General features: G+C 68.8%; 18 protein-coding genes. 6 read left to right on the top strand and 12 right to left on the bottom strand.

From position 1 onward, the window contains the following. Nucleotides 1-2 precede the first annotated feature (2 nt). Together AWB94_RS13430 and AWB94_RS13435 are read right to left on the bottom strand one after the other, a co-directional pair. Nucleotides 3-350, bottom strand: a complete 348-nt coding sequence (locus tag AWB94_RS13430; RefSeq protein ID WP_062655792.1) for a VOC family protein — start codon at nt 348-350, stop codon at nt 3-5. 16 nt (nt 351-366) lie between these two features. Further along, nucleotides 367-1,641, bottom strand: coding sequence for a M18 family aminopeptidase (locus AWB94_RS13435; RefSeq protein WP_062655793.1), 1,275 nt, complete (start codon nt 1,639-1,641; stop codon nt 367-369). 51 nt (nt 1,642-1,692) lie between these two features. On the opposite strand from AWB94_RS13435, the gene AWB94_RS13440 reads away from it, so the two are divergent. After that, complete coding sequence (locus tag AWB94_RS13440; protein WP_109762071.1) at nt 1,693-2,718, top strand: Dyp-type peroxidase; 1,026 nt, start codon at nt 1,693-1,695, stop codon at nt 2,716-2,718. After that, nucleotides 2,715-3,512 carry a family 1 encapsulin nanocompartment shell protein gene (locus AWB94_RS13445; protein WP_062655794.1) on the top strand — a complete coding sequence of 266 codons (798 nt, stop codon included), beginning with the start codon at nt 2,715-2,717 and terminating at the stop codon, nt 3,510-3,512. The genes AWB94_RS13440 and AWB94_RS13445 overlap by 4 nt, the downstream gene beginning before the upstream one ends. A 61-nt stretch (nt 3,513-3,573) precedes the next feature. On the opposite strand, the gene purQ is transcribed toward AWB94_RS13445, so the two are convergent. Continuing rightward, nucleotides 3,574-4,251: a phosphoribosylformylglycinamidine synthase subunit PurQ gene (gene purQ / locus AWB94_RS13450; RefSeq protein ID WP_062655795.1), complete on the bottom strand. Its 678-nt coding sequence runs from the start codon at nt 4,249-4,251 to the stop codon at nt 3,574-3,576. Then, complete coding sequence (purS, locus tag AWB94_RS13455; RefSeq protein ID WP_062655796.1) at nt 4,248-4,487, bottom strand: phosphoribosylformylglycinamidine synthase subunit PurS; 240 nt, start codon at nt 4,485-4,487, stop codon at nt 4,248-4,250. Before purS ends, purQ begins: the two co-directional genes overlap by 4 nt. A 79-nt stretch (nt 4,488-4,566) precedes the next feature. On the opposite strand from purS, the gene AWB94_RS13460 reads away from it, so the two are divergent. Together AWB94_RS13460 and AWB94_RS13465 are read left to right on the top strand one after the other, a co-directional pair. Continuing rightward, nucleotides 4,567-5,220 (top strand): MBL fold metallo-hydrolase, encoded by a 654-nt coding sequence (locus tag AWB94_RS13460; RefSeq protein ID WP_062655797.1) that lies wholly within the window; start codon nt 4,567-4,569, stop codon nt 5,218-5,220. Nucleotides 5,221-5,267: 47 nt separating this feature from the next. After that, entirely contained in the window at nt 5,268-5,861 is a 594-nt protein-coding gene (locus AWB94_RS13465) for a phosphatase PAP2 family protein (protein ID WP_062655798.1), read from the top strand. Here AWB94_RS13465 and AWB94_RS13470 read toward each other — a convergent pair. From AWB94_RS13470 to AWB94_RS13495, 6 genes are read right to left on the bottom strand one after another with little or no spacing between them, the layout of a single operon-like run. Continuing rightward, nucleotides 5,774-7,414 (bottom strand): FAD-binding dehydrogenase, encoded by a 1,641-nt coding sequence (locus AWB94_RS13470; RefSeq protein ID WP_062655799.1) that lies wholly within the window; start codon nt 7,412-7,414, stop codon nt 5,774-5,776. The genes AWB94_RS13465 and AWB94_RS13470 overlap by 88 nt on opposite strands. 30 nt (nt 7,415-7,444) lie before the next feature. Further along, a complete protein-coding gene (locus AWB94_RS13475) occupies nt 7,445-8,155 on the bottom strand; it encodes a DUF2334 domain-containing protein (protein WP_062655800.1) in 711 nt (236 codons plus the stop codon). 59 nt (nt 8,156-8,214) lie between these two features. Next, nucleotides 8,215-8,697, bottom strand: coding sequence for a glutathione peroxidase (locus tag AWB94_RS13480; RefSeq protein WP_409365966.1), 483 nt, complete (start codon nt 8,695-8,697; stop codon nt 8,215-8,217). Nucleotides 8,698-8,723: 26 nt separating this feature from the next. Next, nucleotides 8,724-9,287 (bottom strand): TetR/AcrR family transcriptional regulator, encoded by a 564-nt coding sequence (locus AWB94_RS13485; protein WP_062655802.1) that lies wholly within the window; start codon nt 9,285-9,287, stop codon nt 8,724-8,726. A 48-nt stretch (nt 9,288-9,335) separates the two neighbouring features. Further along, nucleotides 9,336-11,468, bottom strand: coding sequence for a S9 family peptidase (locus tag AWB94_RS13490; RefSeq protein WP_062655803.1), 2,133 nt, complete (start codon nt 11,466-11,468; stop codon nt 9,336-9,338). Further along, nucleotides 11,465-12,352: a phosphoribosylaminoimidazolesuccinocarboxamide synthase gene (locus AWB94_RS13495; RefSeq protein ID WP_062655804.1), complete on the bottom strand. Its 888-nt coding sequence runs from the start codon at nt 12,350-12,352 to the stop codon at nt 11,465-11,467. The genes AWB94_RS13490 and AWB94_RS13495 overlap by 4 nt, the downstream gene beginning before the upstream one ends. A 31-nt stretch (nt 12,353-12,383) precedes the next feature. On the opposite strand from AWB94_RS13495, the gene AWB94_RS13500 reads away from it, so the two are divergent. Together AWB94_RS13500 and AWB94_RS13505 are read left to right on the top strand one after the other, a co-directional pair. Continuing rightward, nucleotides 12,384-12,995: a hypothetical protein gene (locus AWB94_RS13500; protein WP_062655805.1), complete on the top strand. Its 612-nt coding sequence runs from the start codon at nt 12,384-12,386 to the stop codon at nt 12,993-12,995. A 95-nt stretch (nt 12,996-13,090) separates the two neighbouring features. Next, nucleotides 13,091-13,951: a type IV toxin-antitoxin system AbiEi family antitoxin domain-containing protein gene (locus tag AWB94_RS13505; RefSeq protein ID WP_062655806.1), complete on the top strand. Its 861-nt coding sequence runs from the start codon at nt 13,091-13,093 to the stop codon at nt 13,949-13,951. Nucleotides 13,952-13,981: 30 nt separating this feature from the next. Here the strand turns inward: AWB94_RS13505 and AWB94_RS13510 are convergent, their stop codons facing one another. Together AWB94_RS13510 and purB are read right to left on the bottom strand one after the other, a co-directional pair. Next, the gene (locus AWB94_RS13510; protein ID WP_062655807.1) at nt 13,982-15,193 is read right to left on the bottom strand and encodes a cytochrome P450; all 1,212 of its coding nucleotides are present in this window, start codon (nt 15,191-15,193) and stop codon (nt 13,982-13,984) included. Beyond that, entirely contained in the window at nt 15,190-16,608 is a 1,419-nt protein-coding gene (gene purB / locus AWB94_RS13515; RefSeq protein ID WP_062656126.1) for an adenylosuccinate lyase, read from the bottom strand. The genes AWB94_RS13510 and purB overlap by 4 nt, the downstream gene beginning before the upstream one ends. Nucleotides 16,609-16,623: the final 15 nt, after the last annotated feature.

Raw genomic sequence — 16,623 nt, forward strand, 5'->3', positions numbered from 1 at the left:
GATCAGGACGCGGCCACGCAGAAAGCGTTGCCGTCCGGATCGGCGAACACCACCCACTGGAATTCGGGGCCGAAACTGTGCCTGCCCGTCTCGGTGGCGCCCAGCGCGACCAGGCGGGCCACCTCGGCCTCCAGATCCTCGGTGTGGAAGTCGACGTGCACGCGGTTCTTGCCGGGCGTCGGATCGTCGACCCGCTGAAAGCCCAGCCGCAGCCCGCCCGGCAGCGCCACGAAGACGAATTCCCCTGGCATCACCGCGGTCAACTCACCCCCGGCGGCCGTCGCCCACCACGCCGCGAGGCGATCGGGATCGAGCGAATCGACGGTGATCATCTCCACACCAATTGCCATAGCCGGAGAGTAACCACTACCCCCGACGTGTGCCCGCCGCCGGCGCCAGGAAGGCCTGCAGCGCCGCCGAATACGCGGCCACATCGGCGGCGCCCATCACCTCGCGGGCCGAGTGCATGGCCAGCTGCGCCGCTCCCACGTCGACGGTGGGAATCCCGGTGCGCGCCGCGGTCATCGGCCCGATCGTCGACCCGCACGGCAGGTCGGCCCGGTGTTCGTACCGTTGCAGCGGCACCCCGGCCTGCCGGCACGCCAGCGCGAACGCCGCCGCGGTGCGGCCGTCGGTGGCGTAGCGCAGATTCGGCTGCACCTTGAGTACCGGGCCGGCGTTCACCGCGATGAGGTGGCCGGGTTCGTGCCGGTCCGGGTAGTTCGGGTGGGTGGCGTGCGCCATGTCGCCGGAGGCGATCATCGATTCGGCGCAGCGCCGCAGGAAGTCCTCCCGGCCACCCCGCCCGCCGGCCAGCACGATGCGCTCCAGCACCGTCAGCAGCAATTCGGACTGCGCCCCGTGGTCGGACTGCGAACCGACCTCCTCATGGTCGAACAGCGCGAGCACCGGGATGTGACTATCCGGCTCGGCGGCGAGCAGCGCCTCCAGTCCGGCATAGCAGGTCACCTGGTTGTCCAGCCGCGGGGCGCTGACGAACTCCCGACCGGCGCCGGTGATCGCCGACGGTGCCAGGTCGTGGGTCATCAGGTCGAAGCCCAGCACATCGGACTCACGAACCCCGGCGCGTTCGGCGACGAACCCGACGAACGACCGCTGCTCGCCCACCCCCCAGATCGCGTTGACGTGTCGTTGCGGGTCGGGGCTGACCCCTTTGCGGTCGTCGGACAGGTGGATGGCCAGTTGCGGCACCCGCAGGATGGGGTCGTCGATCCGCACCAGCCGATGCGCCACCTGGCCTGCGTCCAAGACGGACAGTCGGCCACTGATCCCGAGGTCGCGGTCCAGCCACGAGTTCAGCCACGCACCGCCGTAGGGCTGCAGTGCCACCACCTGCCAACCCGCGACCACCCGGTCGGGGTGCTGTTTGACGCGCAGGTTGGGACTGTCGGTGTGACCGCCGACGATCCGGAACGGCACCGCTCCCGGCGTCGAATCCCAGGCCACCAACGAGCCGGCCCGCACGGTGAAGAACTTGCCGCCCGAGTCGGGCCACGCCTCGGATTCGGACAGTTCGGTGTACCCGGCAGCCTCCAGCAGCCGCGCGGCCGTCGCGCAGACATGGAACGGGGACGGCGAGGCGTCGATGAACTCACACAGGCGCTGGGGGCTAGCAGGCATCTTTTCATCTTGACCGGTGCGACCGTGTCCGGCCGCGCTAGGGTCTGCGATGTGTCCGATCTTGTTCCGCAGGCGGTGCTGGCGCCACTGACCCCGGCCGCCATCTTCATGGTCGCCACCATCGACGAGGGCGGCGAGCAGACCGTGCACGACGCGCTCGGCGATATCTCGGGCCTGGTCCGCGCCATAGGATTTCGCGATCCGACCAAGCACCTGTCGGTCATCACGTCGATCGGATCCGACGCCTGGGACCGCTTGTTCAGCGGGCCCCGCCCCGTCGAGTTGCATCCCTTCACCGCATTGGAGGGGCCGCGACATCGCGCCCCGTCGACGCCGGGTGACCTGTTGTTCCACATCCGGGCGGAATCGCTGGACGTGTGTTTCGAGTTGGCGGGCAAGATCGTCGCCGCGATGGACGGCGCCATCACCGTCGTCGACGAGGTGCACGGCTTCAAGTTCTTCGACAACCGCGACCTACTGGGCTTCGTGGACGGCACGGAGAACCCGGGCGGCCCGGTGGCCGTGAGCGCCAGCCAAATCGGCGACGAGGATCCCGATTTCGCCGGCGGGTGCTACGTCCACGTGCAGCGCTACCTGCACGACATGTCGGCGTGGAACGCGCTGTCGGTCGAGGAGCAGGAGCGGGTGATCGGCCGCACCAAACTCGACGACATCGAACTGGACGACGCGGTGAAGCCGGCGAATTCGCATGTGGCCCTCAACGTCATCTCCGACGAGCAGGGCAACGAGCTGAAGATCCTGCGGCACAACATGCCGTTCGGCGAGATCGGCAAGGGCGAGTTCGGGACCTACTACATCGGCTATTCGCGCAGCGCCGCCGTCACCGAACGGATGCTGTGCAACATGTTCATCGGCGACCCACCCGGCAACACCGACCGGATCCTGGACTTCTCCACCGCGGTGACGGGTTGCCTGTTCTTCACCCCGACGGCCGATTTCCTCGACGACCCGCCACCCATGCCCGGGGCGGCCGAGCCCGTCCCCGTCGTCGTCACCAGCACGCCCACGTACTCCGGTTCACTGTCGATCGGCAGCCTGAAAGGACAACCCCGATGAACAACCTGTACCGCGAACTGGCGCCGGTCACCGACGAGGCGTGGGCCGAGATCGAGCAGGAGGCCACCCGGACTTTCAAGCGGCACATCGCCGGGCGCCGGGTGGTCGACTGCACCGGCCCGACCGGCGCCACCAGCGCCGCGGTGTCCACCGGCCATCTGCTGGATGTGGCCTCCCCCGGTGACGGGGTGATCGCGCACCTGCGCGACAGCCGTCCACTGGTGCGGCTGCGGGTGCCGTTCACCATCACCCGCGAGGCCATCGACGACGTGGAGCGCGGCTCGCAGGACTCGGACTGGGATCCGGTCAAGGACGCCGCCAAGAAGCTGGCCTTCGCCGAGGACCGGGCCATCTTCGAGGGCTACGCGGCGGCCAACATCCAGGGCATCCGCGCGGCCAGCTCCAACCCCGGCCTGGCGCTGCCCGAGGATCCGCGCGACTATCCCGACGTGATCGCCCAGGCGCTGTCGGAGCTGCGGCTGGCCGGTGTCGACGGCCCGTACTCGGTGCTGCTGTCGGCCGATGCTTACACCAAGGTCAGTGAGACCACCGAGCACGGTTATCCGCTGCGCGAACACCTGAACCGGGTGGTCGACGGTGACATCATCTGGGCCCCGGCCATCGACGGCGCATTCGTATTGTCCACCCGCGGAGGAGATTTCGATCTACAGCTGGGCACCGACGTCTCGATCGGGTACCTGAGCCACGATGCGGAGACCGTACAGCTGTACCTGCAGGAGACCTTCACGTTCCTGAACTACACCGCCGAGGCCTCCGTCGCCCTGAGCGCCTGACGTCGAGTGTGGGCCTTGTGCACGCTGCCGGCCGGCATGCCGTGCACAGGGCCCACGTTCGTCAGGCCGTCAGCACCGCATCCAGCGCGGAGTAGAACAGGCCGAGGCCGTCGTCGGACGGTCCCGTCAGCGGCTCGGTGGCGTGTTCGGGGTGCGGCATCAGCCCCACCACCCGGCCGTCGGCCGAGCTGACCCCGGCGATCCCGCGCATCGACCCGTTGAGGTTCTCGCGGTAGCGGAACACCACCCGGCCCTCGCCCTCGAGTTCGTCGAGCACGGCCTCGGACGCCACATACCGGCCCTCGCCGGATTTCAACGGCACCAGCAGGTCGGCGTCCTGTTCGTAGCGGGTGGTCCAGGCCGTGGTGTTCGACGCCACCTGCAGCCACACGTCGCGGCAGATGAAGTGCAGCCCGGCGTTGCGGGTCAGCGCACCCGGCAGCAGGCCCGACTCGCACAGCACCTGGAAGCCGTTGCAGATGCCCAGCACCGGCATCCCGCCGCGGGCCGCGTCGACGACGGACCGCATCACCGGCGCGAAGCTGGCGATGGCGCCGGCGCGCAGGTAGTCGCCGTAGGAGAACCCGCCGGGCACCACGACGGCGTCGACACCCTTGAGGTCGGCGTCGGCATGCCACAGGGCGACGGCCTCACCGCCGGCCAGTCGCACCGCCCGGGCGGCGTCGACGTCGTCGAGCGTCCCGGGGAAGGTGATGACGCCGACCTTGGCCGCGGTCACGACGGGTCCCGGCTCACGACGAAGTCCTCGATGACCGTGTTGGCCAGCAGCGACTCGGCGATCTCGGCCAGCGCCGCGTCGGACACCGAATCGTCGACCTCGAGCTCGAACCGCTTGCCCTGCCGGACGTCGGAGACACCGCCATGGCCGAGCCGTCCCAACGCACCGACGATCGCCTGCCCCTGCGGGTCGAGGATCTCGGCCTTGGGCATCACGTGCACTACGACGCGGGCCACGGGTACTCCTTCACGAGCGGTGAATGTGGTCTTGATCGGCTGTAACTCTACCGACGTGAATACAAGCCACAATGGAGCCATGCAACTCGCGCACTTCGGCCACTCCTGCCTGCTGGCCAGCTTCCGCGACGGCGCCGAAGGCGAGACGACGGTGCTGTTCGATCCCGGCAACTTCTCGCACGGTTTCGAGGGCGTCACCGGCCTGGACGCGATCCTGATCACCCATCAGCATCCCGACCACGCCGACACCGCCCGGCTGCCCGCCCTGCTGGAGGCGAATCCGCAGGCCAAGCTGTACGCCGATCCGCAGACCGCGGCACAGTTGGGCGAGCCGTGGACGGCCGTCCACGCCGGGGACACGTTCACCGTCGGCCACCTGACGGTGCGCGGGGTGGGCGGCACCCACGCCACCATCCACCCCGACATCCCGGTGATCGACAACACGTCATACCTGATCGGCGACGGTGACCACCCGGCCCGGTTGATGCACCCGGGCGATGCCTTGTTCGTCCCCGGCGAGCCGGTCGACGTGCTGGCCACCCCCGCCGCGGCACCCTGGATGAAGATCGCCGAGGCCGTCGACTACCTGCGCGCCGTGGCGCCGGCCCGGGCGGTCCCGATCCACCAGGCCATCATCGAGCCGTCGGCCCGCGGCATCTACTACGGCCGGCTCTCGGAGATGACCGACACCGACTTCCAGGTGCTCGAAGCGGAGAACGGGACGCAGTTCTGAACGGGCACACACTGCTGCGCTGGTGGCCACCCGTCGCCATCGGTGCCATGGTGCTGCTCGGGGTGCTGGTCGGGCATGGCAACACCGCGTTCGACGCCACCGCGCTGAACGTGATGAACGACGTGCTCGGCCCGGCCCCGATCTGGATGCTCTACTTCACCTGGGGCGTCGCGATGCTGGTGCTGCTCGCCGTCGCGGTGCTGGTGGCGCTGTGGCGGCGACGCTGGCGCCTCGCGGTGGTGGTGGCGCTGTGCCCGGCCGTCGCGCTGATCGGATCCCGGGTGCTCAAGAGACTGTTCGGCCGGTCCAAGGGCAACGGCACGACGTGGGCGTACGCCTATCCCAGCGGGCACACCACGGTGGTCACTACCGTCACCGCGATGCTGGTCCTGGCCATCGGATATGCGTGGTGGCGGGTGGCGCTGGCCGTGGTGGTCAGCGTGATCGGCGGGCTGGGCATGGCCGCGACCGACCTGCACTATCTGACCGACATCTTCGGTGGCTGGTTGTGGGCCACCGCCATGGTGTGCCTGGCGGTGCTGGCGGCCGGGCCTCAGGCGGTGTCCCGGGCGGCGGCCCGGCCCGCGGCCCTGCCGGAGAACACGCAGCCGCCCAGGAAGGTGCCCTCCAGCGAGCGGTAGCCGTGCACCCCGCCGCCGCCGAAGCCGGCGGCCTCCCCGGCCGCAAACAACCCGTCGAAGGTACCGCCGCCGGCCGTGAGCACCCGGGACTCCAGGTCGGTGTGTAAGCCGCCCAACGACTTCCGGGTCAGGATGTGCAGCTTGACGGCGATCAGCGGGCCGGCCTTGGGATCGGTCAGCCGGTGCGGCGCGACCACCCGGGCCACCCGCTCGGCCAGGTAGCCGCGCGCCCCGCGGATCGCGGTGATCTGCCCGTCCTTGGTGAAGCGGTTCACCACCTCGCGGTCGCGCGCGGTCACCTCGGCCTCCACCGTGGCATAGTCCAGGGGCACCACACCGTCGACGCCGTTCATCGCGGACACCAGCTCCCGCAACGAGTGTGCCGTCACGAAGTCCGGGCCGCGGTCCACGAAGGCGCGCACCGGCGCCGGTCCGCCGTCACGACCCCGGGCCAGCACGGCACGTACGCTGCGCCCGGTCAGATCGGGGTTCTGCTCCTGCCCGGACAGGCCGAACTCCTTGGCGATGATGCGGGCGTTGAGCACGAACCAGGTGTAGTCGTAGCCGGTGGAGGCGATGTATTCCAGCGTGCCGAGCGTGTCGAAGCCCGGATAGAGCGGAACGGGCAGGCGTTTGCCGGTGGCGTCCAGCCACAGCGACGACGGCCCGGGCAGGATCCGGATGCCGTGGTTGGGCCACACCGGGTCGTAGTTGGTGATGCCTTCGGTGTAGTGCCACATCCGGTCGGAGTTGATGACCTGCGCTCCTGCAGCTTCGGCGATCCCGATCATCCGCCCATCGACGTGTTCGGGCACCCCCGAGAGCATGGTCGCCGGTGGCGTGCCCATCCGGGCCGGCCAGTTCTTGCGTACCAGGTCATGGTTGCCGCCGATACCACCACTGGCCACGATGACGGCCTGGGCCCGGAACTCGAACTCGCCCACGGTGTTCCGTGACGACGCGACGCCGCGTCCGGCGGTCGACGGTTCCAGCACCGCGCCGCGCACCCCGACGGCTGCACCGTTTTCCACGATGAGTTCGTCGACCCGGTGCCGGTGGGCGAACCGCACGGCGGAGTGGCCGAGCAGGCGGCGGGCGAAGATGTCCACCAACGCCGGCCCGGTGCCCCAGGTGATGTGGAACCGCGGCACCGAATTGCCGTGTCCGCGGGCGTCGTAGCCGCCGCGCTCGGCCCAGCCCACCAACGCGAAGGTTTGCAGCCCGCGCGCACGCAGCCAGGCGCGCTTTTCCCCGGCGGCGAAATCGACGTAGGCGTGTGCCCATTCCCGCGGCCAGTGGTCCTCGGCGCGGTCGAATCCGGCGGAGCCCAGCCAGTCCTGCAGGGCCAGTTCGTGGCTGTCCCGGATGCCGAGCCGGCGCTGCTCGGGACTGTCGACGAAGAACAGCCCGCCGAACGACCAGAACGCCTGGCCGCCGATGTTGGCGGCGTTCTCCTGGTCGACGATCAGCACGCGGCGGCCGCGCTCGATCAGCTCACAGGCGGCGACCAGCCCGGCCAGTCCCGCACCCACCACGATGACGTCGGCATCCATGCCGCCCACGTTATCCCGAAGGCCGCAGCGTCAGGCCGCATCCGGCTTGGTGAGCGCGGCCGGCGCCGCCCAGCGGTACGGCGTCGGCTGGCAGTGGTGCATGAGCGCCAGATCGATCGCATCCAGGATCGCCCGGCGGGTCCCGTCGCTGCGCAGCTGGCGGGCCGACACCGCCAGGCGCACGGTGCCGCCGCGGCGCGCGCTGCGCTCGGCCGAGAGCACCAGGGTGCGGCACCACCACGGCTCTGTGAGGAAGCCCTCCCCGATGCCGAGCACCCGGGCCCGCACGGTGGTGTCGCGCACCAGATCGGTGATGCCGGAGAGACCGACCAGTAACCGGAATCCGTTGCGCGGCAGGGCGGTGAGCGTCCCCTGCGAGACGTTCCAGCCGGGTGCGGCGAACAGCCGGGTGCGCAGGCCCAGGTGCTCCAGCACTCGGTCGGCACCCATCAGGCGCAGGTTCGCCTCGTGGGCGGGCAGCACCGCGAACTCCCCGCGCCGGGTCTTGGTGGCGGCCTCGTCGAAACCGTGCAGGACGATCGCGTCACCGCGGCCGCGACGCCGGGTGAGCCAGTCGACGGTGTCGCGGTCATCGTCCAGCCGGTAGTCGCCCTTGAGCCGCGGCGCGACCATCAGCGACGCCGGCACCCCACGGGTGTCGAGTTCGGTGCAGAACGCCGCCACCTCGGTCAGGGTGCGATTCCTGATGCCGGATATGGAGACGATCAGTTCTCCTGCCACGCCACCAGTGTGGCAACGTCAGGTGTCGCGACGGTTGCGAACACCCGGACGCAAGTTGTCTATTTCTGCAGAACCGCTTCGATGGCCGCGATCACCTCGAACGCATCCGGTTCGGTACGCGGCCGGAACCGGTTGACCACCGCCCCGTCGGGCGCCAGCAGGAACTTCTCGAAGTTCCACTGGATGTCGCCGGCCGCGCCGTCGGCGTCGGGAGCCTTGGTCAGTTCGGCGTAGAGCGGGTGCCGGTCGGCACCGTTGACGTCGGTCTTGGCCAGCAACGGGAAGGTGACACCGTAGGTGGTCGAGCAGAACGTCTGGATGTCCTCGGCGGTACCCGGTTCCTGTCCCATGAACTGGTTACAGGGCACCCCGACGACGGTGAGGCCACGGTCGCGGTAGGTCTGGGCCAGTCGTTCCAGCGCGCCGTACTGCGGGGTGAGGCCGCATTGGGAGGCGACGTTGACGACCAGTGTTGCGCCACTGGACAAGTGGGCCAGCGTGGTGGGCGTGCCGGACAACGTGGTCAGCGGGAGGTCTTTGATGTGTCCTGAGCTCACGACACCCGACGCTAGCCGTCGAACAGGATCGCCGCCAGCCTCTCGACGGTCGCGATCGGATCACCGGTGGTGCGCGTCTTGTCGATGGCATCGTTGAGCCACAGCTGCGCGAAGCCGTGCACCAGCGACCACGCGGCCAGCGCGGCGCCGGCCGGGTCGGCCTTGGCGTGCGGGTCGGCCAGGGTGCCGACCCCCCGGTCGAGTTCCGCGCCTGCCGCGGCGGCGGCGGCCACCACCTCGGGATCGCGCTCGTCGTACAGCGATTTGTCGAACATCACCTCGTAGTGGCCGGGATGGTCGAGCGCGAACCGCACGTATGCCTTGGCGGCGTCGATGAATTGCGGGCGGGCCCCGGTCAGCGCCGCGGTCAGCAGCGCAAACCCCTCGGCGGCCAGCGCGGTGAACAGTCCGCGCCGATCGGTGAAGTGGTGCGCCGGCGCGGCGTGCGACACGCCGGCCGACCGGGCCAGCTCGCGCAGTGAGATCCCGTCGGCACCGCGCTCGGCGACCAGCGCCGCCGCCTCGGCGAGGATGACCGCCCGCAGGTCGCCATGGTGGTACGTCCGCTTGGTCACCCGGCCATCGTATCTTGACAGCGTCTAGTTCCGGACCGTGACGCGAACCTAGCCGTCCACCTGGCCGCTGCCGTAGTGCTCACGGTCGGCGGTGGCCAGTAGCCAGGCGTACTGGAAAGCGGCTTCCTTCCAGCGTTCGTAGCGTCCACTGATGCCGCCGTGCCCGGCCGCCATCTCGGTTTTCAACAGCACCGGGTGGTCGTCGGTCTTGACATGTCGCAGCGCGGCAACCCATTTCGCCGGCTCCACGTAGTAGACACGGGTGTCGTTGAGTGAGGTCATGGCCAGGATGGCCGGATAATCCTTGGCCTCGACGTTCTCGTACGGCGAATACGACTTCATGTACTCGTAGACGTTCTTGTCCTCCAAGGGATTTCCCCACTCATCCCATTCGGTGACGGTCAGCGGCAGGGAAGGATCCAAGATGGTGGTCAGCGGGTCCACGAACGGCACCTGGGCCAGCACCCCGGCGAACGCCTGCGGCGCCAGGTTGGTCACCGCGCCGATCAGCAGACCGCCGGCGCTGCCGCCCAGGGCCACCAGATTCTCCGGGCGGGTCAGGCCGGTGTCCACCAGATGCTCTGCCACCGCGATGAAATCGGTGAAGGTGTTGCGCTTGTGCAGCATCTTGCCGTTCTCGTACCAGGGCCGGCCCAGCTCACCGCCACCGCGCACGTGCGCCACCGCGAACACCATGCCGCGGTCCAGCAGCGACAACCGGGCAATGGAGAAGCGCGGGTCCTCGCAGGACTCGTAGGCGCCGTAGCCGTAGAGCAACGCCGGCGCCGGGAAAGGCAACCCGACCCGGTGCACGATGGAAATCGGGATCCTGGCGCCGTCTTCGGCGACGGCCCAGTCCCGGCGTTCGACGTAATCCTGCGGCCGGTAGTCGCCGAGCACCGGTTGCTCGCGCAGCAGGGTGCGCTCGCCGGTGGTCAGGTCCAGGTCGTAGATGCGCACCGGCAGCACGAACGAGGTCGCGCCGATGCGCAGCTTCGGCGAGGACCAGTTCGGGTTGCCCGACAGCCCGGCCGACATGAGCTCCGACTCGAAGGCGATCTCTTCGGGGGCGCCGTAGGAACCGTCGGCGGTGATGGGCCACAACTGGATTCGGGGTAGCGCCTCGCGGCGGTAGCTGACCACGAGGTGTTTCTCGAAGGCGTCGACCCCGTCCAGCCGGACGTCGTCGCGGCGTTCGATGAGGGTACGGAACGCCGCCGGGTCGCTGACCGGCGCGTCGACCAGGGTGAAGTTGACCGCGCCGTCGTTGTGCATGATGAGGAAGCGGTCCTCGCCACCGACGACGGCGTGCTCCACCGAGTATTCGACGAGGTCGCGGCGCGGCAGCACCACGGTGAACTCCGCTTCGGGGTCGGCCGCGTCGGCGTAGCGCACCTCGGTGGTGACCGCGCTGCCCGCCGCGATGAGCACGTACTTGTCGCTGCGGGTGCGCCCGACGGCCAGCCAGAAGCGTTCGTCGGGCTCGTGGTACACCCGCTGGGCGGGCAGTCCCGCCGCCAGCCGGTGCCGCCACACGGTGTCCGGCCGCCACGCGTCGTCGACCGTCACGTAGTAGACGGTGCGGTTGTCCGCCGCCCAGGTGACCCCGGCACCGATCCCGGCGATCACATCCTCGTACAGATCGCCGGTGCGTAAGTCCTTGAACCGCAGGGTGTACCGCTCGTCACCCTTGACGTCCACCGAATAGGCCAGGATGTTGCCGTCGATGCTGACACTGATTGCACCGAGGGAGAAGAAGTCGTGGCCCTCGGCCTCGACGTTCTCGTCGAGCAGGATCTGCTCACCGGGGATCGGGGTGTTCTCGTCCAGCTCCGGCGGCGTCCAGTCGGCGGGATCGGCGATGGGACAACGGCATTGCACGCCGTACTGCTTACCCTCGAAACTGCGCGCGTAATACCACCAATTGCCGCGCCGGGTCGGGACCGACAGATCGGTTTCCTTGGTCCGAGCCTTGATCTCGTCGAAGATCTTCTGCCGCAACGGCGCCAGCTGCTCGGTGACCTGCTCGGCGTAGGCGTTCTCCGCCTCCAGGTGCGCGATGACCTCGGGATTGTCCTTCTCACGCAGCCACTCGTAGTGGTCGATGAAGACGTCGCCGTGGTGTTCGCGGCGCTTCTCCACGCGCTTGGCAACCGGCGCGGTGAGATCCGACTGGCTCATGCGCCGATCCAATCGCCGAAGCTCAGGCCCGAGATGCGTTCGTAGGCCTCGATATAACGTGCCCGGGTGGCCGCAGCTATCTCGGCGGGCAGCGGTGGCGGCGGGGTGTTGCCGTGCCGGTCCCAGCCGGAGTCCGGCCCGGTCAGCCAGTTGCGGACGAACTGCTTGTCATAACTGGGCTGCACCACACCCGGCTGATAGGTGTCGGCCGGCCAGTACCGCGACGAGTCCGGGGTCAGTACCTCGTCGGCCAGCACCAGCTCCCCGTCGGCATCCACCCCGAACTCGAACTTGGTGTCGGCGACGATCACGCCCTTGCTCAACGCGTGGTCGGCGGCCTTGGAGTAGATCTCCAGGGTGCGGTCGCGCAACTGGGCGGCCCGCTGTTCGCCGACGAGCTTCACGACGGCGTCGAAGGCGATGTTCTCGTCATGGTCACCGAGTTCGGCCTTGCTGGCCGGGGTGAAGATCGGCTGCGCGAACTTGCTGGCCTCGCCGAGTCCCGGGGGCAACTCGATACCGCACACGGCGCCGGTCTGCTGGTAATCGATCAGTCCCGATCCGGTCAGATAGCCGCGGGCCACGCATTCGACCGGCAGCATCTCCAGCCGGCGCACCACCAGCGCGCGACCGAGCACGTCGGCCGGGATGCGGTCGTCGTCGGGCGGGCCGGCCAGATGATTGGGCACGCCCAAGTGGTCGAAGAAGAACACGCTCATCGCGGTGAGGATCCGGCCCTTGTCGGGGATCTCGGTGTCCAGGACGTAGTCGAAGGCAGAAATGCGGTCGGAGGCCACGAACAGCAGGTGATCGTCGTCGATGCGGTACAGCTCGCGAACTTTGCCGCTGGCCAGATGCCGGTAGTCGGTCAGAGCGGGGCGCATCCGCCCACCCTATGTGCTGGGATCTGAAGTCATGCGTTACCTCCCCTATGCCACCAAGCCCGGCCGGCTGCTGGCCCAATTGGTCAGCGATATCGCCGTCATCCTCTGGATTGTCGTTTGGGTGATGGTGGGCGGGGCGGTGTACGCGGCCGTGGCGACCATCTCGGAAGTGGGTCGCCAGGTGCAGAGCGGCGCCGACGGGGTGTCGGGCAACCTGGCCTCGGCCGGCGACAGCACCGACAATGTGCCGCTGATCGGCGGGACCCTGGCCGGGCCACTGAAGGCGGCCAGCCGCGCCGCGGATGAGATCGCCGGCGCCGGGCACAGCCTCGACATGACCGCGAGCTGGCTGGCCTGGGTGCTGGCGCTGGCGGTGGCGGCCACGCCGATCCTGGCCGTGGCGATGCCCTGGCTGTTCCTGCGGGTGCGGTTCTTCCGCCGCAAGCTGATGGTGTTGACGCTGGCCTCCAGCCACGCCGGCCAGGAGCTGCTGGCCATGCGCGCACTGGCCAACCGGCCGCTGGCCAAGCTCACCGCGATCGACCCCGACCCGATCGGCGCCTGGCGCCGCGATGACCGGATGGCGATCCGCGGGCTGGCCCTGCTGGAACTGCACGCCGCCGGCATACGTCTCCGGTCCTGAGCGATTTGTGCACGTTCCGTAACGCCTGACGTGACAGGACGTGCACAAGTCGTGCGAAGTGGAACCGCAAGAGCGGCCACCGCGTCAGAACCGTCATGCTGGACGCGCTCCTCCGGGACCACGACGGGGTCATCACGCTTGCCCAGGCCGGCGCCATCGGGATGAATCGTCAGGCGGTCCATCGCCGCGTGCGCTCAGGCCATTGGCGACGCTGTTCGCCGGGCGTCTACTTCGTCGACGACCGGCCGTTCACCGACGCGGCTCGGGTCCGGGCGGCGGTCTGGGGATACGGGGACGCCGCTGCCGCGACGGGTCTCGCGGCAGCCTGGTGGCATGACCTCACGAAATACGCCCCGGAGATCGTGGAGGTGACGGTTCCCAGGGTGAGCAACCATCCGAAGCGCCCTGGTGTGCGCGGGAGGCGTCGTGATCTCGCCCCGAGTGACATCGTCGAAAGACGTGGACTCCGGCTGACAACGTTGCCGCTGACGGTGGTGGAAGCAGCGGTCAGGCAAGGCGGCGGGATGCGCGTCGTCGACACCGCGATGCAACGCCATCTCGTCGAACTCGGGCAGCTGTGGCGAGCTCATCTGTTGCACAAGGGCAGGCACGGTTCTCCGGCCGCTCGTAGGTTGTTGCAGTCGGCGGACGGCGGCGCGCACTCCGAGGCCGAGCGGATTTTGGTGAAGCTCTTGCGACAAAACGGGATCACCGGGTGGAAGGCGAATCAGCGTGTCGGGAACTGGGAGGTCGACGTGCTGTTCGCCGCCGCGCGCGTGGCCATCGAAGTCGACGGCCTCCCGTTTCACAGCCAGGCGGAGGACTTCCAGCGTGATCGGGTGAAACAGAACGACCTCTCGCTGATGCGCTGGCAAGTATTGCGGTTCACCTGGCTCGACCTGACCGAGTATCCCGACCGGGTGATCGCCGAGATCCGCCACGCCATCGGCCACTAGAGATTCGTGTACGTTTTGTCACGCTCGCCGTTACGAAACGTGCACAAATCGCACGAAAAGATGCCGGATGCCGGTGTGCCGGTTGCTGCGCGTCCACTCCACCGGGGCCACCAATTGGGCACCCGAGAACCGGGCGAGCAGTTCGGAGAACATCACCCGCAACTCCAGCCGGGCCAGGTTGGCGCCCAGGCAATAGTGCACGCCGTAGCCGAAACCCAAGTGCGGGTTCGGTTTACGGGTGATGTCGAAGACATCGGCGTCGGCGAACACCGCGGCGTCGCGGTTGGCTGAGCCCTCCCACACCTGCACCTTCTGCCCCGCCGCGATGGCGCAGCCACCCAGCGACACGTCCTTGGTGGCGGTGCGCCGCTTCGACGGGGACGGCGTGGTCCAGCGCACCATCTCCTCGATCGCGCCGGGCAGCAACGACATATCGGCGTGTAAGGCGGCCCACTGCGACGGATGGGAGATCAGCGACAACAGCCCGCCGGCCACCGCGTTGCGGGTGGTCTCGGCGCCGGCACTGAACAGCAGGCTGAAGAACAGGTAGAGCTCAAGATCGGATAGTGCGGCGTCGGCAGCGTTGGCCACCACCGAGAGCATGTCGTCGGCCGGCTCGGCGCGTTTGGCCGCGATCAGCTCCATACCGTAGGCGTACATGCGTGAACCGGCTTCCTCGGCCGTCAGTTGGCCCACCGAGGCGCTGCGGCCAGCAAAATCGAACTGTGGCTCGATCGCCTGGAACAGCCAATGCCGTTCGGACTCCGGGATTCCCAGCAGGATGCAGATCATCTGCATGGGCAGCTCGGCCGCCACCTCGACCAGGAAATCGATCGGCTCACCCGGCTGCACGGCATCCAGCAACCGACGGGCCCGCACGCGTAGATCCTCTTCGACCCGGGCGATCATCCGCGGCGTCAGGCCCGAGGACACCAGCTTGCGGATCTGCGCATGCCGCGGATCGTCCATCATGTTGAGCACCTGCCCGGCGATGGCCAGGTCCTGCAACAACGTGCCGCCGTAGGGCCGCGTGCCGCCGGTGACCGACGAGAACGTGACCGGATCACGCAGCACGGCAAGGGTTTCGGCGTGCGTGGCGACCGACCAGAAGCCCTCGCCGTCCGGGGTGTGTTCGGTGGGCTCGTGCCAGTACACCGGCGCCTGCTCGCGGTGCACGGTGAAAAGCTCATGGGGGAACCCATGGGCGAAGTTGTCCAGATCGGTCAGATCCGCCAGGGTCACAAGATGGCACCCGAGGTGTACTTGGCCGCCTCGGGGTAGCGGCTGACCAGCTCGTCGACCGCGCCGACCACGGTGTCGACCTGTGCCGAGGCCGCGCCGCTGAACGCCGCGCGGTCGGCCAGTGCGGCGTCGAGCGCAACCCGGTCCAGCGGCAACCGCGGGTCGGCTGCCAACCGGTCCAACAGGTCTGGCTCCGAACCCTTTTCGCGCATGGCCAGCGCCACCGCGACGGCGTGTTCCTTGATGACCTCGTGGGCGGCTTCCCGTCCCACCCCGGCCCGGACGGCCGCGATGAGGATGCGGGTGGTGGCCAGGAACGGCAGGTAGCGGTCCAGCTCGCGCTGGATCACCGCGGGGTAGGCGCCGAACTCGTCGAGCACCGTGAGGAAAGTCTCGGTCTGGCCGTCGATGGCGAAGAAGGCATCCGGCAGTGCGACGCGGCGCACCACCGAACAGAACACGTCGCCCTCGTTCCATTGCGCACCGGCCAGTTCGGCGGCCATCGACGCGTAGCCGCGCAGCACCACCTGCAGGCCGTTGACCCGCTCACAGGACCGGGTGTTCATCTTGTGCGGCATGGCCGACGATCCGACCTGCCCCGGCGCGAAGCCCTCGGTGACCAGTTCGTGCCCGGCCATCAACCGGATGGTGTGGGCGAACGACGACGGCCCCGCCCCCAGTTGCACCAGAGCCGAGATGACGTCGTGGTCCAGCGAGCGCGGGTACACCTGCCCGACGCTGGTGAAAACGTCTGCGAACCCGAGGAATTCGGCAACCCGGCGCTCCAGCTCGGCCAGCCGCTCGGTGTCGCCGTCGAACAGATCGAGCATGTCCTGCGCGGTGCCCATCGGGCCCTTGATGCCGCGCAGCGGGTAGCGGTCGATGAGTTCGCGCAGCCGCTGCAATGCCACCAGCGTCTCCTCGGCCGCCGACGCGAAGCGTTTGCCCAGCGTGGTGGCCTGTGCCGCGACGTTGTGCGACCGCCCCGCCATCACCAGGTCGCGGTAGAGCACGGCGCGCTCGGCCAGCCGCGCCACGACGGCCACCCCATGGGCGAACACCAACTCCAGCGATCGGCGGATCTGCAGCTGTTCGACGTTCTCGGTGAGGTCGCGGCTGGTCATGCCCTTGTGCACGTGCTCGTGGCCGGCCAGCGCGTTGAACTCCTCGATACGGGCCTTCACGTCGTGGCGGGTGACGCGTTCGCGCGCGGCGATGGACGCCAGATCGACGTTGTCCAGCACGCGCTCGTAGTCGGCCACGACGCCGTCGGGCACCGGCACGCCCAGTTCGGCCTGCGCCCGCAGCACCGCCAGCCATAGCCGGCGTTCGGCGATGATCTTGGCTTCGGGTGACCAGATGGCCACCATCTCGTCGCTTGCGTAGCGGTTGGCCAGGACATTCGGGATGCTCACGACCACACAGCTTAC

It is taken from the genome of Mycolicibacterium canariasense, from assembly GCF_002101555.1.
GTDB classification, from domain to species: Bacteria; Actinomycetota; Actinomycetes; order Mycobacteriales; family Mycobacteriaceae; genus Mycobacterium; species Mycobacterium canariasense.